18 protein-coding genes and 1 pseudogene are annotated in these 16,884 nt (G+C 39.4%); 8 read left to right on the forward strand and 11 right to left on the reverse strand.

Translation table 11 applies throughout. The features are described 5' to 3' along the window. Window positions 1-3: 3 nt before the first annotated feature. The 4 genes and pseudogenes from MUN87_RS12925 to MUN87_RS12940 form a co-directional block, all read right to left on the reverse strand. Window positions 4-558: a 4-hydroxybenzoate synthetase gene (locus MUN87_RS12925; RefSeq protein WP_244740717.1), complete on the reverse strand. Its 555-nt coding sequence runs from the start codon at window positions 556-558 to the stop codon at window positions 4-6. Between the two features lie 52 nt (window positions 559-610). Continuing rightward, window positions 611-1,438, reverse strand: a pseudogene (locus MUN87_RS12930) (bifunctional 3-deoxy-7-phosphoheptulonate synthase/chorismate mutase); the annotation flags it as partial. Then, window positions 1,435-2,667: a phenylacetate--CoA ligase family protein gene (locus tag MUN87_RS12935; RefSeq protein WP_244740719.1), complete on the reverse strand. Its 1,233-nt coding sequence runs from the start codon at window positions 2,665-2,667 to the stop codon at window positions 1,435-1,437. The gene MUN87_RS12935 and the pseudogene MUN87_RS12930, both read right to left, overlap by 4 nt. Before the next feature lie 31 nt (window positions 2,668-2,698). Next, window positions 2,699-4,045, reverse strand: a complete 1,347-nt coding sequence (locus MUN87_RS12940; RefSeq protein ID WP_244740721.1) for a phenylacetate--CoA ligase family protein — start codon at window positions 4,043-4,045, stop codon at window positions 2,699-2,701. A 290-nt stretch (window positions 4,046-4,335) separates the two neighbouring features. Between MUN87_RS12940 and MUN87_RS12945 the strand changes: the two genes are divergently transcribed. The 4 genes from MUN87_RS12945 to MUN87_RS12960 are packed head-to-tail and all read left to right on the forward strand — an operon-like array spanning window position 4,336 to window position 5,789. Further along, complete coding sequence (locus MUN87_RS12945) at window positions 4,336-4,833, forward strand: hypothetical protein (RefSeq protein WP_244740723.1); 498 nt, start codon at window positions 4,336-4,338, stop codon at window positions 4,831-4,833. Between the two features lie 14 nt (window positions 4,834-4,847). Then, a complete protein-coding gene (locus tag MUN87_RS12950; protein WP_244740725.1) occupies window positions 4,848-5,003 on the forward strand; it encodes a hypothetical protein in 156 nt (51 codons plus the stop codon). Between the two features lie 53 nt (window positions 5,004-5,056). Beyond that, window positions 5,057-5,518 carry a hypothetical protein gene (locus MUN87_RS12955; protein ID WP_244740727.1) on the forward strand — a complete coding sequence of 154 codons (462 nt, stop codon included), beginning with the start codon at window positions 5,057-5,059 and terminating at the stop codon, window positions 5,516-5,518. Window positions 5,519-5,546: 28 nt separating this feature from the next. Next, complete coding sequence (locus MUN87_RS12960) at window positions 5,547-5,789, forward strand: hypothetical protein (protein ID WP_244740729.1); 243 nt, start codon at window positions 5,547-5,549, stop codon at window positions 5,787-5,789. A 755-nt stretch (window positions 5,790-6,544) separates the two neighbouring features. Here MUN87_RS12960 and MUN87_RS12965 read toward each other — a convergent pair. Continuing rightward, window positions 6,545-6,820: an AbrB/MazE/SpoVT family DNA-binding domain-containing protein gene (locus MUN87_RS12965; protein ID WP_244740731.1), complete on the reverse strand. Its 276-nt coding sequence runs from the start codon at window positions 6,818-6,820 to the stop codon at window positions 6,545-6,547. A gap of 179 nt (window positions 6,821-6,999) precedes the next feature. Next, window positions 7,000-7,866, reverse strand: coding sequence for a LysR family transcriptional regulator (locus MUN87_RS12970; RefSeq protein ID WP_244740733.1), 867 nt, complete (start codon window positions 7,864-7,866; stop codon window positions 7,000-7,002). Between the two features lie 130 nt (window positions 7,867-7,996). Here MUN87_RS12970 and MUN87_RS12975 point away from each other — a divergent pair, with 130 nt between their 5' ends. The 4 genes from MUN87_RS12975 (at window position 7,997) to MUN87_RS12990 (ending at window position 11,250) form a co-directional block, all read left to right on the forward strand. Further along, the gene (locus MUN87_RS12975; RefSeq protein ID WP_244740735.1) at window positions 7,997-8,161 is read left to right on the forward strand and encodes an NAD(P)H-dependent oxidoreductase; all 165 of its coding nucleotides are present in this window, start codon (window positions 7,997-7,999) and stop codon (window positions 8,159-8,161) included. Between the two features lie 282 nt (window positions 8,162-8,443). After that, complete coding sequence (locus MUN87_RS12980; protein ID WP_153403058.1) at window positions 8,444-8,683, forward strand: hypothetical protein; 240 nt, start codon at window positions 8,444-8,446, stop codon at window positions 8,681-8,683. A gap of 4 nt (window positions 8,684-8,687) precedes the next feature. Next, window positions 8,688-10,634: an insertion element protein gene (locus MUN87_RS12985; RefSeq protein WP_153403056.1), complete on the forward strand. Its 1,947-nt coding sequence runs from the start codon at window positions 8,688-8,690 to the stop codon at window positions 10,632-10,634. Window positions 10,635-10,704: 70 nt separating this feature from the next. Continuing rightward, entirely contained in the window at window positions 10,705-11,250 is a 546-nt protein-coding gene (locus MUN87_RS12990) for a GNAT family N-acetyltransferase (RefSeq protein WP_153403054.1), read from the forward strand. Window positions 11,251-11,491: 241 nt separating this feature from the next. On the opposite strand, the gene MUN87_RS12995 is transcribed toward MUN87_RS12990, so the two are convergent. The 5 genes from MUN87_RS12995 to MUN87_RS13015 form a co-directional block, all read right to left on the reverse strand. Further along, window positions 11,492-13,249, reverse strand: a complete 1,758-nt coding sequence (locus MUN87_RS12995) for a methyl-accepting chemotaxis protein (protein ID WP_244740737.1) — start codon at window positions 13,247-13,249, stop codon at window positions 11,492-11,494. 188 nt (window positions 13,250-13,437) lie between these two features. Beyond that, a complete protein-coding gene (locus tag MUN87_RS13000; protein ID WP_244740738.1) occupies window positions 13,438-14,082 on the reverse strand; it encodes a class II aldolase/adducin family protein in 645 nt (214 codons plus the stop codon). A 29-nt stretch (window positions 14,083-14,111) separates the two neighbouring features. After that, entirely contained in the window at window positions 14,112-15,386 is a 1,275-nt protein-coding gene (locus tag MUN87_RS13005; RefSeq protein WP_244740740.1) for a TRAP transporter large permease, read from the reverse strand. Further along, window positions 15,383-15,883 (reverse strand): TRAP transporter small permease, encoded by a 501-nt coding sequence (locus tag MUN87_RS13010; RefSeq protein ID WP_244740741.1) that lies wholly within the window; start codon window positions 15,881-15,883, stop codon window positions 15,383-15,385. Before MUN87_RS13010 ends, MUN87_RS13005 begins: the two co-directional genes overlap by 4 nt. Window positions 15,884-15,888: 5 nt before the next feature. Further along, a complete protein-coding gene (locus tag MUN87_RS13015) occupies window positions 15,889-16,878 on the reverse strand; it encodes a TRAP transporter substrate-binding protein (RefSeq protein WP_244740743.1) in 990 nt (329 codons plus the stop codon). Window positions 16,879-16,884: the final 6 nt, after the last annotated feature.

Below are 16,884 nucleotides of genomic sequence, written 5' to 3' on the forward strand. Positions count from 1 at the left end.
TGCTTAGTCATTTAATTTCTCTTTATTTATTTCTTGTTCTAAACGATGCTCAATCAAATTTGGATGATAATATTCAATCATTTCGATGCCTGGTTCACTACCAAAATACATGTTGTACCTTTTGTATGGTACCTTATCCTCGGTGTCCCTGAAACGAAGCGAAACCGGCTTCTGGAATACATCTCGTGCATCCGCTTTATTGAGAAACCCTCCATCTTCTACCTTACGAAAGGAGCGCAAGCCGAGGGAATTCATCGCTTTACCGATGCCTTCCTGTCGATTTGCCATACTCTCAAATAATTCTGCAGGCACATGCTCGGCATGAACTAGTGCGATGTTGTGTGAGACAATAAAACCACTCTTCTCTCCAATTAATACGGATTCACGTATATAATACGTCTCTTTCACTTTTTCCTGCTGAATCACTTCTACGACTATCTTCTCGTTAACCAATACTTCCAGTAAGTCGGTAGTCCGGCCGTCTGTTACTAACAGTAGATCGAGTAATAAGCCCTGTAATAATTGGCATGCTTCCTTATCAAATGGGGAATCTATCATACTCTCACCTCCATTAAAGCCATTTTGCCAGTGCCAGGCTTAATGTGGCGGACTATTGGTACCATCCTGAGTCGGTAAGGCTATCCCAAAATGCTTGAAACTCCTCCATATTCAATTGCTGTTCCTTATCAGAAAGTGCATGGGAAGGGTCTGGATGAATCTCGACCATCACCCCGTCTGCACCAGCTGCCAGAGCTGCTTTCGCACATGGTAAGAAAATATCCTTTCTGCCTGTGGCGTGACTGACATCCACGAACACCGGAAGATGTGTCTCTTGTTTCAAAATCGGGACAGCTGATATATCCAGTGTATTACGCGTTGCTGTTTCAAACGTGCGAATGCCACGTTCGATTAACATGACCTGGTCATTGCCATGATGCAATAGATATTCAGCTGCATAAATAAATTCATTAATTGTTGCAGAGAGTCCGCGCTTTAGTAAGACTGGCTTACCGGATTCCCCGATCGCTTTTAATAAATCGAAGTTTTGCATATTACGTGCACCAATCTGGAAGATATCAATATAAGGCGCTGCAATCTCGATTTGGCTCGGTGTCATGATTTCGCTAATCGTTACTAATTCATGATCGTCCGCTACCTCTTTCATTAATTTTAGACCATCTTCTCCTAATCCTTGAAAACTGTAAGGAGAAGATCTTGGTTTGAATGCTCCGCCACGCATGACCGATACGCCCGCTTTTTTTAATGTGGATGCTACCTGTTCGAGCTGCTCTTTGGATTCAACCGAGCATGGCCCCGCAATCAACGTATGGCTTTTGCCTCCAATTTCGGTCTGCTTCACCTTAATCACGGTATCTTCACTCTTATGGTCACGGCTCACGAGCAATGCTGATTTCTTTTGTTTGTCACTCAAGGCTAACCATCCTTTCTTTTTTGGATATAGACCGGTTTTGTCGATGGTGTATTATCGATCAGTCTGGCACGATCGAGCAGGCGCGCGATCTCCACGGTGACTGGTACTTGCAGTTGAGAGGATAGCTGAGAGGGGATGTCATCCTCCGGCCATTGATCTGCCTGGTCTGAATCAAGTAATACGTGTAATCCATCTTCCTGCTCTATTACTTTCCATCCTGTCGGAACCGGGGACAGTGAATAAATCGCTTCCTGCAAATCACTCGCTTCTATTACTTGGTCACGACAATAGATACGCTCTCGGCTGCGACCGTAATGCGTCAGCTTCGCGCCGGATCGACCACACGGACAGCTGACATGCTCCACCGCAATAATATCTTCATTAAAATAACGCAAAAGCGGTGAGGCCTGATGTGTTAACGTGGTAATCGTCGCGAAGCCCTTTTTCCCTTGTGGCACGGACTCTGTTCCGTCTTCCGATACTACCTCTACAAGAAAATCTTCCTCAACAATATGCATAACGCCATGCTCACACATTGTTGCAATATTAGCTGTTTCCGTGGAACCGTACATATTAAAAACAGGAACACCCCACAACTTTTCGATATGCTTCCTTCGCTGCTCGCTCATCAATTCACCTGCTACACAGATCGCGCGCAACGATGGTAAGTCTTTAATTGGATCTGCTCCTTCTAAACGTGCAGCCTCCGCTAACAGCTCCATTTCCCGTGGCAAACCTGCCAGAACGGTAACAGAAAGCTTTCTGATCAGGCTGATGACGCGCGGATAAGGCGTGACGACCGTACGTCCACTGGCAGGTACTACACCTGCGCCTGTCTGCCAAGCTGCCTGCTGCATAAGAAAGGCTGGCAGAGCTAGTGCATAAGGAAAGCGGATCAGCACAAGATCGTCCGCTGTCAGCTGCACCCCGCAATCCTTCAACTGCTTTCCTCCTGTTATTAAATCTTCCTGGGTAAACCAGGAGGCAGCCGGTTCCCCTGTTGTTCCGGTAGACTCATGGTACTGGGCTACCTCTTTCTTATCAACCGCAAGATGACCAAAAATACCAGCCTCCCGCAGATCCTGCTTCGTTGTAAATGGGAGTGTGGAAAGCTGATCGATTCTCATCTCTTCGCTAGAAAAGGAAGCTAATTTCTTCTTGTATAACGGCGCTTTTTGTATACGTGTATACATATTTGCAAACTTTTCTGCTTTTTCTCTGTCGATGTCACTCATGATGGCACCTCCTCTCTCTACTGCTTGATGGTTACATGAAAACTCGTTGTGCTTTTCCGAATGTTCGTGGAATGTCGTCTCTGATCACAACATCACACGTAATACCGATCCGATCCGCCATGTGCTTTTTGATTTTGGCTGCCAATTCATCATCACTCAGATCTGTACGGAATTTCTCCGCTTCGATCGTTAACGAACCCTGATCAAGCAGGAAATGATACCATAAACCTACCTCTGGCAATTCCATTAAAAAATGCTCGATCATGAATGGTGAATACGCTTCCCCATCAATGTGAAGCATGTGCTCCATTCTTCCGCGCAATTGAAGTACATCCATTACCAAGCCACAGCTGCATCGTGACTTTTGCAAGGCACCAAGATCCCCGGTTTTGTATCGTACCATCGGCATACCTTCACGTAATAGTGTGGTGACAACAATTTCGCCGGTACGACCGTATGGCATAACACCCCCGGTTTCTGGCTCAATGATCTCGACTTTCACGTGACCTTCCATGATGTGATAACCATTGTGCTGACTGCATTCTACCCCGATAACACCGCATTCGGTCGAACCGTAGAAAAAGGAAACTTCACATCCCCACCATTTTTCTAACCGTTCACGAAAGGTTGCCGAACACCCTTCACCAGTCAGCCAGATTTTCTTCATCGGAATATCTTCTCCGATTTTGATACCGTACTTTTCGCTCTCTTCTGCTAGGAGTGCAGCATAGGAAGGAGTTGTGGCAAGCACTGTTGCCTGATATTCCTTCATTAATTCCAGCGATTTATCTACGGGCGCCATGTACCCGCCTTTTCCAAGGGATAAAATCGCTGTACCGAAGGCAAATTGGAATAATCGCTGGAAGCCAAGACCAGGAAGTGCGAACTCGTAAGGTAAAGCAACGGCCGCTACATCATCGTCTTTTTCTTTAAACAGTTCCAAATACTTCGGCAGTAAATCGTATACATATTGATCTGCTAACGTATACGCGGTATAAATTGGTTTGCCTGATGTTCCGCTGGTGAGGTGAACTTGACCGATTTCTTTTGGATCAACACTCAAGATTTTTTCTTTATCGCCTCTGATCACATCTTTTTGCAGCATGGGTACGGATGCTAATTGATCAAGGCTCGCCAATTCCGGGGTTGTGAAACCTTTCTCTTCCATCATCGAACGGTAATAGGCATTATTTTTCCACACATGGGCGAGTGTGGCATTAACAGCTTTAAGCTGGTAGTCGTCAATTAATTCACGAGGAAGTTTTTCAATTGTTTTTCCTTCATCATCTAATTGCTGATAAAAAGCTTGAAATTGTTCAAGATGAGATGAATGCTCATCAACGGAAACAGTCATCTTATGGGTTTGAAACATCTTCATTATTATCCTCCATTCCTTTTTTCTAGTGGATCTATCTCTACTAGGCATTTCTCTATCAGACAATCATAACTAGTTATCGCTATCCTCCTTCCTTTATGTTTTATGAAATGCAAAAAAACTAGCATTTGACTCGGACAATCATGTATTTTTTTGAAAATAAGGTATTTTATCCATGCGATTTCTATTAAAAGAACATATGGTAATTAGCATCCGAGATTCATGTAATTTACATCCGATATAGATGACTATCTTTACTAGACTTATACACCGGTTTGAAAGGAGTATCGTTAATGACACAGTTAGAAGAAGGAAGAAGCTATTTATTGAAGAGCGTTGATGGCGATAAAAAAGCGGTCAAACGCGCTCATGAGATTTTCTCCTCGCTTCGTGGAGAGGCGGCGGGCAATGCATTGATAGAAGCCTATTATGGCAGTACATTGGCACTATTAGGACGGGATGCAACCAAACCTATTGAAAAAGCTGACTTCGCACAAGAAGGACTTGATTCGTTGAATAAGGCGATTTCGATGGACCCTAATCACAAAGAGATTCGCTTATTACGAGCCAATGTTTGTTTGCACCTGCCAGATTCTTTCTTTCAGTGCTCGCCTATCGCAATCGAAGACTACAGCTATTTACTCCAGCAATACAAGAAAAATCCCAACTATTTATCGAAGCAACAGCTAAAAGAAATGCATCAGGAATTGCGTAATGCTTTTGCTCAAATCGAACAGTCCGATCAGGCGAAACATGTCCTGCAACAATTAAAAGAATTGGCAGTTAAGTAAGAGGAGGATGGACGTTGTTAACAGAAGAAGATAAGAATATGATCCAATTACTAACTCATATCAAAACATTACACCAGAAGGCATATGATGGTGACGATGCATCAGGGAATGCATTACACCAGCTCTATTGGAAACCGCACGAAGTAATCAGCCCAACAATGCACTGTTAACTGCCTACCACGGCAGTACGATGATGATATTTTCACGGAATGAGACGAAGGTAATGGAGCGATTAAAGTGGGCAAAAGAAGGCTTAAAGCTGCTAGATGAAGCAGTCACTGCCTCGCCGGAGGATAGCAAAATTCGGTTGCTAAGAGGGAAAGTAGCCTATACCCTGCCTGAAAAGCACTTTCACCGCGGAACTACAGCTATTGGGGATTTCACCTATTTGATTAATCACAGTGAAGACGAGGAGGATTTTCTTCCACCTTATAAATATGTAGAAATGTCGTATCAGATTGGCAATGTCTATAACCGGATTGGCCGCAATGAGGATGCGCGGCATTGTTTTCAGTCGCTAGAAAAAAAGACAGAAGACGATGACTTTCGTTACCTTCTCAGACTGAGATTAAAGGAATTGGCCGGCAAGCCGGCCATTGAATATACAGCAGATAGCGAAAATCCCATGACTTATTTGGTAAAACGAACATTACGTGCGACAGAACACGAATTGAAGCGCTTTTAGAAAAGATACATGAAAGGAGGTGGCATCTATGTCTAAAGAGACGATCAAAGCCGTCGTTCAAGAATTAAGAGAACAAGTCACACCTGTATTTGTATCTGCACTCAATTCAGGAGCTAATTTATTTACAGATGAAATTAACGAAGCAGTCAAAAGAAATGGTGAATTCCCTGAAAAGTTCTTAAGCAGTTTCCCCGACAGCTTCAAACGAAGTACTGTTGTTGCAGGCAGAGAATTGATTACCAAGGGAATCGAACAGTTAGAAAAGAAATAGAATAGGAAAAACCGGGCATAACCCGCCCGGTTCTATTTGATTTAATTAATAAACAACTTCCTATAATATGGATTATGTAAAGTAGAACTGTCTGACATAGTGGTAATTTTGATATATTTTATCTGCTTAGCAAAGCTCCGGAAATAGGCTCCGCGTCCTGTGGGAACGGCATCAGCTAGGCTACTACTTGAAATACATCTGTGCTGCCTTGTGCCGAGGAAGCTTACCTCGAAGCGATACTAGAAGACACAGGCACAAATGAAGTGGATCTTCAGCTCGCGCTGATTCCACGGGAGTCTCCGCCTATTTCCTACGCTTGAGGGAAGTGCTACAACGTATGGAACAGCAAAAAGCAGTAGTTCTAGGCATTATGTTATTCAAAAGCTGATATTTATGGTGCATTCAATATGCTAGCAATTCCAAAATTTGTAGAGCCCCATCCTAGCGTAGGCTAACCACGGAGACTCCCGCGGGATCAGGCAGGTGCTGGAGATCCACTTTGTGAAGTGCCCTCCTTCACAAAGTTAGCTCCAGCCGTGCCCCGCAGGACGCGGAGTGGTTGGCTGAAGCGGTATCCCAGCACATTAAATATCTCAATATGGCTGCTTGGCTAGTAATGCTTAGTTTACATAATCCATATTATAGGAAATCAACTTCATGTTCCATATGATTTCTCCCGTGACTGTACTTTTATACTTTCCTGACTGATAAAAAGAAGTGCCTGTCCTACTGCGACAGGCACTTCTTTTATTATGTTACTTACTCGTTTGCTGAAGTTCGTCTACAATCTGCTTTGCCCCTTCTGGACTAAGCGTAATTTTGCCATCAAATAGGGTGAAGTTCTCATCCGTCACTTCTCCTGTAACCATACAAGCAGAAGCGGAGGAATACTTTCTCAGGATAATTCTTTCCTGATCCACAAAAATTTCAATAGGGTCTTTTTCTTGAATGTTCAATGATTTTCTTAACTCTTTCGGTAAAACCACTCTACCTAGTTCATCAATCTTTCTCACAATTCCAGTGCTTTTCATTTTATTTACCTCCTTAGATTTTTTTCTCTATTAAACTAAGTATCTCTGCCAACAAAGTTATATACCTCTAACTATCTATTGTAAAGAAAACACCCACTAAAAATCCAGTAAAAATGTTTAATAAAGGTAAACTTAGATGTTTATTACCAATCATGATCATTTTAAAGGCTACTTTCGAATTAATTTAGAGATGATACTGTGTCGAAAGGTCTATCTTCTACTGCCTGTAAAAATAGACTTAAATTTGGTGACATCCATTTATCTTTATGGATCGCAGTAAACAGACTTAATGAATAGTCGTCTGCGTTAAACGTTTTTTCTTCTACCAGGCCTTTTTCTATTTCATCCTTGATGACAAAAGAAGGGAGAATTGATTGTCCCAATCCACACAGTACACATTTCTTGATGGCTTCGACACTTGGCAATTCAATTACAGAGTTATTGTAGCTCCCCTGTTCTTTTAAATATTGATCTATAGCCGGGCGCCAGCTGCAGGCATACTCCGTCACCAGCATTTTGGTATGGTGAGGGTTCGTTCCTGTATTTGTTTGCTGGACAAGAGAAAGCTTCTCCTCTTGAATTTTTCTTATGTGTAAATCCTCCCTTTCCCAATTGGATGCTTCTACTAACATAGCCACATCTATTTCCCCGTTTTTTAGTTGGGTAGATAAGTTCTTATAATCGACTGATTTTAGGATTAATTCTACTTTCGGATATTCTTCGATTAGCTCCATCATAATCGCTGGCAGCCAATGAATCATAACCGATTCACTAGCACCAATGATCAATTGACCTGATGGCTCATTGGATGCATGCATCACCTCTTTAGATTGTGCATACAACTTAATGATTTCCAGCGCGTAAGGGTAAAAGCTCTTTCCAGCTTGTGTTAATGATATACTTCGACCTAACCGATCAAACAAAGGGTGTCCTAACTCTTCTTCCAATTCCCTAATATGTCCGGTAACAGATGATTGCGCATAGCCTAATGCGTCTGCTGCTCTTTTAAAGCCATCCTTTTCCACGATTGTTCTAAACGTTATCAAATGCCGCAGCTCCATTTCGATCACCTCATTATCATTTTTATTGAACTAACATATCTAAAATATCAATTTTACTGAATTATATATCTATTATAAACTAAATGTATGATACAACGAAAAAGGAGCAAATCAGATGAAAGTATTAACCATTGTCACTCACCCCAGAGAAGATTCGTTAACCTTCCAGATTGCCTATCAGTTTGTCAAAGGACTTCGTGATGCAGGTCATCAAACAGAAATTATTGATAGCCGGGATATGCAGACTATTGGATGGAGAAGGCTTATGAATTGGGGATAACCTATGCCCAAAAATAAAGAAGCCGTTGGAAACTAAGTAGTTCCGTTTTTGTGGAGAAACAGTATAAATAGCATATGAAATGGCATACCAAATCGCAAAGTAAATTGATATGCCATTTTTATTGTTATATCAACAATTTGATTAAATTAACATATAAAATAGCATTATAAATAACAAAATAAATAACAGAGTGACAATAACTGTTGTCAAGGTGTAAATTATAGTGTTAAAATAGGCGTTAATTACTATGATGATTTTACTATTTTCTTGGGAGGCGATAAAATGCAGTTCATAGAGCCTAAAAACAAAAACGCTGATAAAGTTGATTGGTTGATATCTGAACAAGTTAGAGAGATAGTGAAGAATTATGCTGAATACTGTGAGTATGATGAAAGTGAAGTTGTTGATAAGTTCTTAAAAAATCTAATAGATGATAAGAAATTTATTGATTGGGTTAATGGAATAAGAAACAACAAACGAATGATTAAAAAAATGGGATTAGAAGAAAGAATGGAGGACTAAAAAATTGGCTAAATTACAGCGATTAGCTACAAGAGAAGATGGCATCGTTGTTGTTCATAATCCAGTTAATGAAGAAGAGTTAAAAGATAGAAAAGAGCAATATCTACTACTGTCAGACAAACAGTTTGCTACTCGATATAATCATATGCTTTATCTCCCCGTTGAATTTACTTGGAACGACAAGTCTCACAAAATCCAATACAATTTCTGCACTAACCCCTTCTGCAAATGGTGTGGTCAGGAACAAGTTAAATTTGAAACAGTTAAAGGGAAACCATCACGATATAAAATCAGTGGAACGAGTAGTAAGAAGTCGCTTGTGTGTAATCCAGACCCTATCCACCCAAATAGAGGTATGACATTAAATTGTTATTCGACTGCTGTTTCGAATTGGTCGGTTGCAGAAGAAATTTCGAGACTAATTCGTATCAATCAGACACAAGATGTAGAGCCAAAGTATAGCTTTCATAAGGATACTTGTGTTGTTGGACACTTTACTCCATTTGATAATCCTTATAGGTTTTACAAGCAAGGCAAGACGTTAAATAATGCTCAACGTTGGCAATGTAAAGTCTGTAAGAAAAAGACAAGTGTTCTTCCGAATAAACGACAATCAACAACCTATCGTCAAAAACGAAATGATATTCTCCCAATGTTTGCAAAATTGCTTTTGAATAAAATGCCTATCAACCGTACTTGTGATATTTTAGAAATCGGGGTTAGCACTTATTATCATAAATTAGAATGGCTATACCGATGTTGTTTGGAATTCTTGGACAAGTATGAAACTCCCCATTTAAATAACCAATCTTTCGAAGAAATGTGGCTAAACACCGATAAAATGCACTATAACCTCAATAACGTTCGAAAGAAAGGTCAAGGTGGCAAAAAGTATGCAGGACTGGAAGATAATCAAGTGCAGACCTATGTGGTAGTTTCAGCGGATGCAATTTCAAGATACGTGTTCAGAGTGGATGTCGCATATGATTGGGAAATGACAGTCGAGGATTTAAAGTACGATACTGTCATCTATAAAGAAGACCATTTGAACGATTTCAGCAAGAAAAATAACCGATTGGACTTTTCATATTACCCTCAAGAACCATCACCAAAAGATAATCAAAAACTACACCAATTTCGAGAGGAATTAAATGAATTCAATAAGAGAATGCAGTATGTAGATGGACTTCACGTTAATCCAACTTATACGACAATGGCTCACTTTTGGTTAATTAAAAAAATGGTCAATGCTAATGAGTGGAGAATGATAAGTGATAATGACCCGTCCATAAAATCGGCATTTTTCCGAGTGTTCTCGAAGGAAGTAAGATTATCTGATGCACACCATTTCATTTGTTCGGTTGATAAGAACAAGAGTAGAAAGCAATGTTTAGAAGAGTTTGAGGATGCGAAACTTGATTTATTAGATTGGGGATTTCACAAAGGATACGAAACAAAGAATTTACGTAAGTTAGCCTACTTTATGTTAAAAGAGCATTTTGAAAATCATAAATTTCATAAGGAAATATCAACACCAAAACAAACTTATAAAGATTGGGCTGAAAATCCTATAATCCACCCGTTGGCTTCGAGGGATAAAGGTTTTCATAAAGTGGATTGCAGAACGGATTTATCTTCTTACGAACCAAAGGAAATTGCGAAAATGGTTATGAATGTTAATGACAATGCAACAAATAGTTTCATTCAACAGATACGAAGAAGATTATCTATTCTTGAAAGACCATTGATGACCGCAAGAGGCGATGGGAAAAGCTATATCTACGCCAATTTTAACCCTAAATATGCTCAATACGCTTTAACCATATTAAGGACATTCTATAACTTCTGTGAGACTTATAAATCAGCCGATGGAAAAGAACTTACTCCTGCACAACGATTAGGTATTACTGATAAAGTTTTTGATTTAAGAGATATAATCTACCTTAGATAAAAGTGAAAATAAGCCTTAAATGTTCAGAAAACTATGGTATAATTTTGTAAATATATAAGGGGGTAATTAGATGTTTTCATTCAAAGTAGACGAAGAAGTATCCATCGAATTATTACAGCAACATCATAAGGAAGAATTATACGACCTCATAGACACAAATCGTGAGCATCTAAGAAAATGGCTACTGTGGGTAGATAAAAGGAAGTCAGCAGAAGATTTCGAACCTATCATACCGATTTGGATAAGAAACTACGCTGATAATAATGGCTTTGACGCTGGAATTCGATTTAATGGAAAATTAGTTGGTATGATTGGACTCCACTATATAGATTGGAAAAACAGCACTACAAGTGTTGGGTATTTTCTCTCTGAAGAAGCACAAGGTCAAGGTATTATAACAAGGTCGGTATCATCCCTATTAACTTATCTATTTGAACAAATGAATATCAATCGTGTGGAAATCCAATGTGCTGTAAATAACGTTAAGAGCATAGCTGTTCCAGAAAGGTTAGGATTTTCTAAGGAAGGTATCACAAGAGATGGACAATGGATATATGACCATTATGAAGACTTGGTGACGTATAGTTTATTAGCAAAAGACTGGAATAATAAATAATAAAAAAAAAAAAGGCTCGTCGATATGACGAGCTTTTTTGTATGCGATTTTTAGTGTGATTTGCAATGCCTTTTGGTATGTTATTTCCAATGTTTTTGTAAGTTTTCTCCACATTATCGGAACTACTTAGTTGGAAACAACCCCTTTTATATTTTTGTTAAAAAATTACTACGCTGATACCATTTTAGTTTTCTTACTGTACAAAAAAGCTCGTACCTGTAGATAGGAACGAGCTTTCTTATTATTGTTTTAACTGAAAACGATGAACGATATTCTTTAATTCTGTCGATAAGCCGTCCAATTTTCTCGCTTGATTGGACACTTCTTCCATTGAACTGCTTGATTGCTCCGCTGAAGCTGAGGTTTCTTCAATACCAGCCGCAGACTCTTCGGCAGTAGACGCTATTTCTTGAATCGATTCATTCATTTCCGCTGTTCGATTTGAAACATTCGCTAAATTATTCGATATATTTTCCATGCGATCTGCCATATCTTTCACAGAATCATTAATTTCTGTAAAAGTGTCCTGTGTCATAAGAATTTGGGAGGTTCCTTTTTCTACTTCCTGGTACCCTTCTTCAAGTGAGTCGGAAACACCGGTCGATTCCGATTGTATTCTTGATACAATGCCTGTAATATCTGACACAGATTCCGACACTTGCTCCGCTAACTTACGAACTTCATCCGCTACCACGGCAAATCCCTTTCCTTGCTCCCCAGCTCTTGCTGCTTCAATTGCAGCGTTTAATGCTAATAAATTGGTTTGTTCGGCAATATCATGAATCACTGCTACTAATCTGCCAATTTCTTGTGATTGTGCATCTAAGCTTCTTACTTTTTCTACGGCATTTTTTACAATGTCATCAATTTTCTTCATTTGATTAGCAGATGATTGCATTAAGCCACTTCCAGATTCAGCTTGATCTAATACTTGCCTAGATGCATTGCCAACATTCAGCCCTTCTCGATTCGTTTCTGCTACAATATCTTTGAAGTTTTCCATCATTTCTGACAACGTACTTACATGATCTGCCTGCACTTCTGCACCTGACGCTAATTCCTGCATAGTGGTTGTTACCTGTTCGGAGCCTTCTCTTACTTCATTAGAAGAGTTAGTCAATGCATTACTTTGATTGCTTAATGATACAGAAGCTTGCGATATATTTGTAATCATACTGCGTAAATTGTCCTGCATATGATTCATCTCTGTCGCTAATGTCTTTAATTCGTCCTTTGTTTTTACGCGAACCGGATCGTTAGATAAATTCCCCTCAGACAATTCTCGCATCCGATTGGTAACCTGTGCTAAAGGTTTGGTAATACTGTTAGAGAAAAGCCAAGTTAGAATAATGCCAATAATAATAAATAATACCGTAATAAAAATGATTTGATAGAGTAATGTGTTTGCTGGTGCATTAAAATCTATTAAATAAGTACTCGAACTTACAACCCATCCCCAATTTTCGTCATAAGCGGAATACACTACTTTCTCCTCCAGCTGATTTTCATCATTCGGCAACGGCCATTCATAATACGTATACCCGCCACCATTTAACGCTTTTTCCGTATATTCCTGTGTAAAGAAATTACCAGTCGAATCTTTTGACTCCCAAAAATTTTGACCTTCTAAATTCGGATGGGCAAGCATAGTGGCTTCTTCATCCGTTATAAATATATAACCATTATCTCCTAGGTCGATATCCGTGTTAATCGGTCTTGTGCCATCTCCCTGCATTTCACCCAAAATAGATTCTTTCACTTGCTCTTGTGCCGCTTCCAGGTCTAAATTTCCTTCTTCGACTTCTTTATTCAGGGAATCTATCATCTCCAACGTTAACACAACACTATTCTTCAAGTTGGTTTCGCCAAGCTCATTTAATGCATGCTGGCTTTGATGGAAAGTTAGATATCCTAATATCACCAATGGCAGAATCAATAACAATAAGGAGGTTGTCATCATTTTTTTTCTAACGGTTTGCTTTTTTAGTAGTTTTAACATAGTTTCCCCTTTCAAATATAAAATATTGCCTATGGTATATATTTCGACATATTTTTCATATATTGAATAGGAAGATAGTATAAATGTAGTGAACCTTTTTTCTTATACAGAAAAACCACCTTTCTGAACTAAAGCATTTATTACCATGCAGAAAGGTGGCTTTTCTTTTCATTATTTGGTTTAACCAATTATTTATGCCAGTTACGAACTGGTTTATACCCTGAATGATGAATGAAGTTATAGACCGTCTCTTCACTAAGTCCATTCATCGAAATATTCTTTTCCAGTGCTGTTATATGCATTTTTGCCGTATACTCTAACGTTTGCAATGCCGTACGAGCTTCTTTTAAATTCACATCACAAACGATTATCCCATGATTCTCTAATAAGAATACATTTGCCTCTTTGGCTTGTTCCTTTACCGCTATAGCAAGATCTTTACTGCCAGGGTTATAAAAAGGAATTCTGGTAATACGCTCTAAATAATACATAGATTCCACAAAGTAATTGGAAGGAAGCTCTAAGTTCGAATTAGCTATTAATGTACTGTAAAAAGGTGAAGCATGCAATACCGCATTAATTTCTGGTCGTTCTTGATAAATGCCTTCATGCATTAAGAATTCTTTTGATGGCTTTTTACCATCCAGATGCTCTCCCTTTACACAATAAGAAAAATCCTCCATCTCTAACTCGCCTAAATAGGTTCCCGTGGCAGATATGAGATAGCCATCCTCATGTCTAGCACTAATATTGCCGGCAGTGCCCCAGGCTAAATCTTTATCCATCATAAACTTTCCTGTTCGCTGAAGATCTTTTACTAGTTGTTTATCCATTTTTGTCCACTCCTGCCTATTGTGTTTATTTATTTCAACCAATTAACAAGACTCATTGTTACAGAAGGAATAAAGGTAATAATAATTAAACATATGAGAATTGCAATATAGAATGGGATTAAACCTTTCGTTAGATGATCGATTCTCACTTTTCCGATCTTCGATACGACAAAAAGATTTAGCCCAAGCGGTGGTGTTACCATTCCGATAGCTAGCGTGACAATCATTACGATACCAAAGTGCACGGGATCCAATCCAAGCTCTACAGCAACTGGTACAAGAATTGGAGCTAAGATAATAATAGAAGCATTTGTCTCCATAAACATCCCTACTAATAGCAGAACAATCACGACAATTCCTAAGAATACCATTGGACTATCTGAAAATGATGTAATTAGACTAGCAACTTGTTGCGGTATATTCTCAATCGTTAGAATCCAACTAAACAAGCCTGCTGTAGCAAGAATAAACATAATAGTAGATGTCGTAACAGACGCCTGTGTTAATATTTCTTTAATATTATCTCTATTAATAGCTTTATAGAATACTATACTAATTAAAAATGCATAGGCAACAGCTACACCTGCCGCTTCTGTCGCGGTAAAAACACCACTGTATATACCACCTAATATTATGACAGGCATAATAATGGCAGGTATTGCTTCTATAAATGCACTCCAAATTTCTTTCCCTGATTTCTTCTGCTCTTTTAAATAATTTCGCTTTTTAGCTAGTATAACTACGGTAATAATAAGACCGATTCCAATAATTACACCTGGCACCATTCCAGCTATAAACAAATCCCCAATAGAAGCACCAACAGCTGTACCATATAAAATCAACGGAATACTAGGTGGAATGATGATACCTAACGTTCCCGATACGGCTTGAACTCCAGATGCAACCTCTTTATCATATCCACGCTTCGTCATAGCTGGTATTAAAATCGCACCAAGTGCAGCTGTTGCCGCAACACTCGAGCCAGATATAGCAGCAAAAAACATCGTTGTTACAACCGTTACAATTGCTAATCCACCTGGAACATGTCCTGTAATTGCATTCGCCAGATTTATTAGTCGCTGAGATATTCCTCCATATTCCATTAACGCTCCTGCCAGAATAAAAAGCGGAATCGCTAACAATGGAAATGAATCAAGTGACACAAATGCTCGCTGTGCTAAAGTAAGCAAAGGAATGTCCCCCGCCACTAATAGCGCTAAACTTGACGATAGCCCTAATGAAATAGCCACTGGTACACCTATTAGAAATAAAATAACTAATGATAGGAGCAACACAAATATCATAGGATCTCACCTGCCGTTTCTTCCGGATCATCTTGGTCTGGACTCAGCAATACTGCAATAACATTGCAAAGCATGAGTACAGAGCCCAATGGGATGGCAGCATAAGCCCAAGCCATGGAATATTGTAAAGTTGGTGTTGATTGTCCAATAACGATATAGGTTAAATGTGCACCATAATAGGCTAATAAGAGGCTGAAAACTCCGCTTATCCATAAAACTATTTTTTGTAATCTTCGCTTATTTGCTGCATGAACAATCTCAAATAAAAAATCAATTGCAATGTGCTGATTATGTCTCATGGCTAATCCCGAACCTAAAAACACAATATAAATCATCAGATACTTCGCCAGCTCTTCTGTCCAGCTAAGTGGTACATTAATGACAAAACGAGTAGTGACCTGCAATACAACCAATACCGCTAGAATAACTAACAAGAATGAAACCAACACTTTTACCCAATTATTAACGTTGTCGATGATTTTTAAATACGTATTCATTGGCTTCACTCCCTCATTTCCTTAATGGTGTCATAAAGTTCTCTACCATACTTATTTGCTAACTTTTCATTTACTTCTTGCACCGCTTCTCTAAACGGCTCCTGATCTACTTCAATCACTTCCACACCTTCGTCCAGCATATCCTGAAGTGCTGCTTCCTCTTCTGCGAAAACGAGTTCATTTTGGTATTCTCTGGCCTCTTTCGCAGCTTCTAATACAGCATCTCTTTCAGTCTCCGTTAAACCTTGAAAGGTCTTTTCACTCATTAATAGCTGTACATAACCAAATACATGATCGGTCTTCACCAGATAATCCTGCACTTCATGGATACGAGCACTTGCCGTAAACGCAATCGGATTCTCTTGTGCATCAATGACACCTGTTTGCAGTGACGAGTACACCTCTCCGAAATTCATTGGTGTCGGGCTAGCTCCCATAGCTGTCCACCCTTCCACAGAGGCTTCTATATTGGGTACACGGATCTTCACACCCTTTAGATCCTCTGGAGATTCTACTAACTTATTCGTCGTTAATTCACGAGGACCACGCAACCAAAATTCCAAACCACGGACTCCTGTAGCCTCTAACATGTCTTCCTGCAATCGCTTACCATTAGGGCCGTATACAAACTCTTCAAGGTGATCTAAATCTTCAAATAAATACGGCAGTTCCAGAATGGAATATGGTTTATAAAAATTCGACATGACACCAGCAACTAACGCAAAGTCCACTGATCCTATTTGCATTCCTTCTACAAGATCACGGTCGGAACCCAAAGTAGAGCTTGGATAAACCTCTACTTTGACTGTTCCGTTTGTTTTTTCTGCGACTAATTCAGCAAATTTAACAGAACCTTTATGCCATGCGTTTGATTCACTCTGAATGTGTCCCAAACGCAACACCGTTGGATCTTCTGCACTAGCTGTACCTTGATTACAAGCAGTTAACACCAAAGCGACAATCGATAAAAGTAAAAGAATGATTTTTGATTTCATTTTTGG

Origin of the sequence: Gracilibacillus salinarum, from assembly GCF_022919575.1 — a bacterium.
GTDB classification, from domain to species: domain Bacteria; phylum Bacillota; class Bacilli; order Bacillales; family Amphibacillaceae; genus Gracilibacillus; species Gracilibacillus salinarum.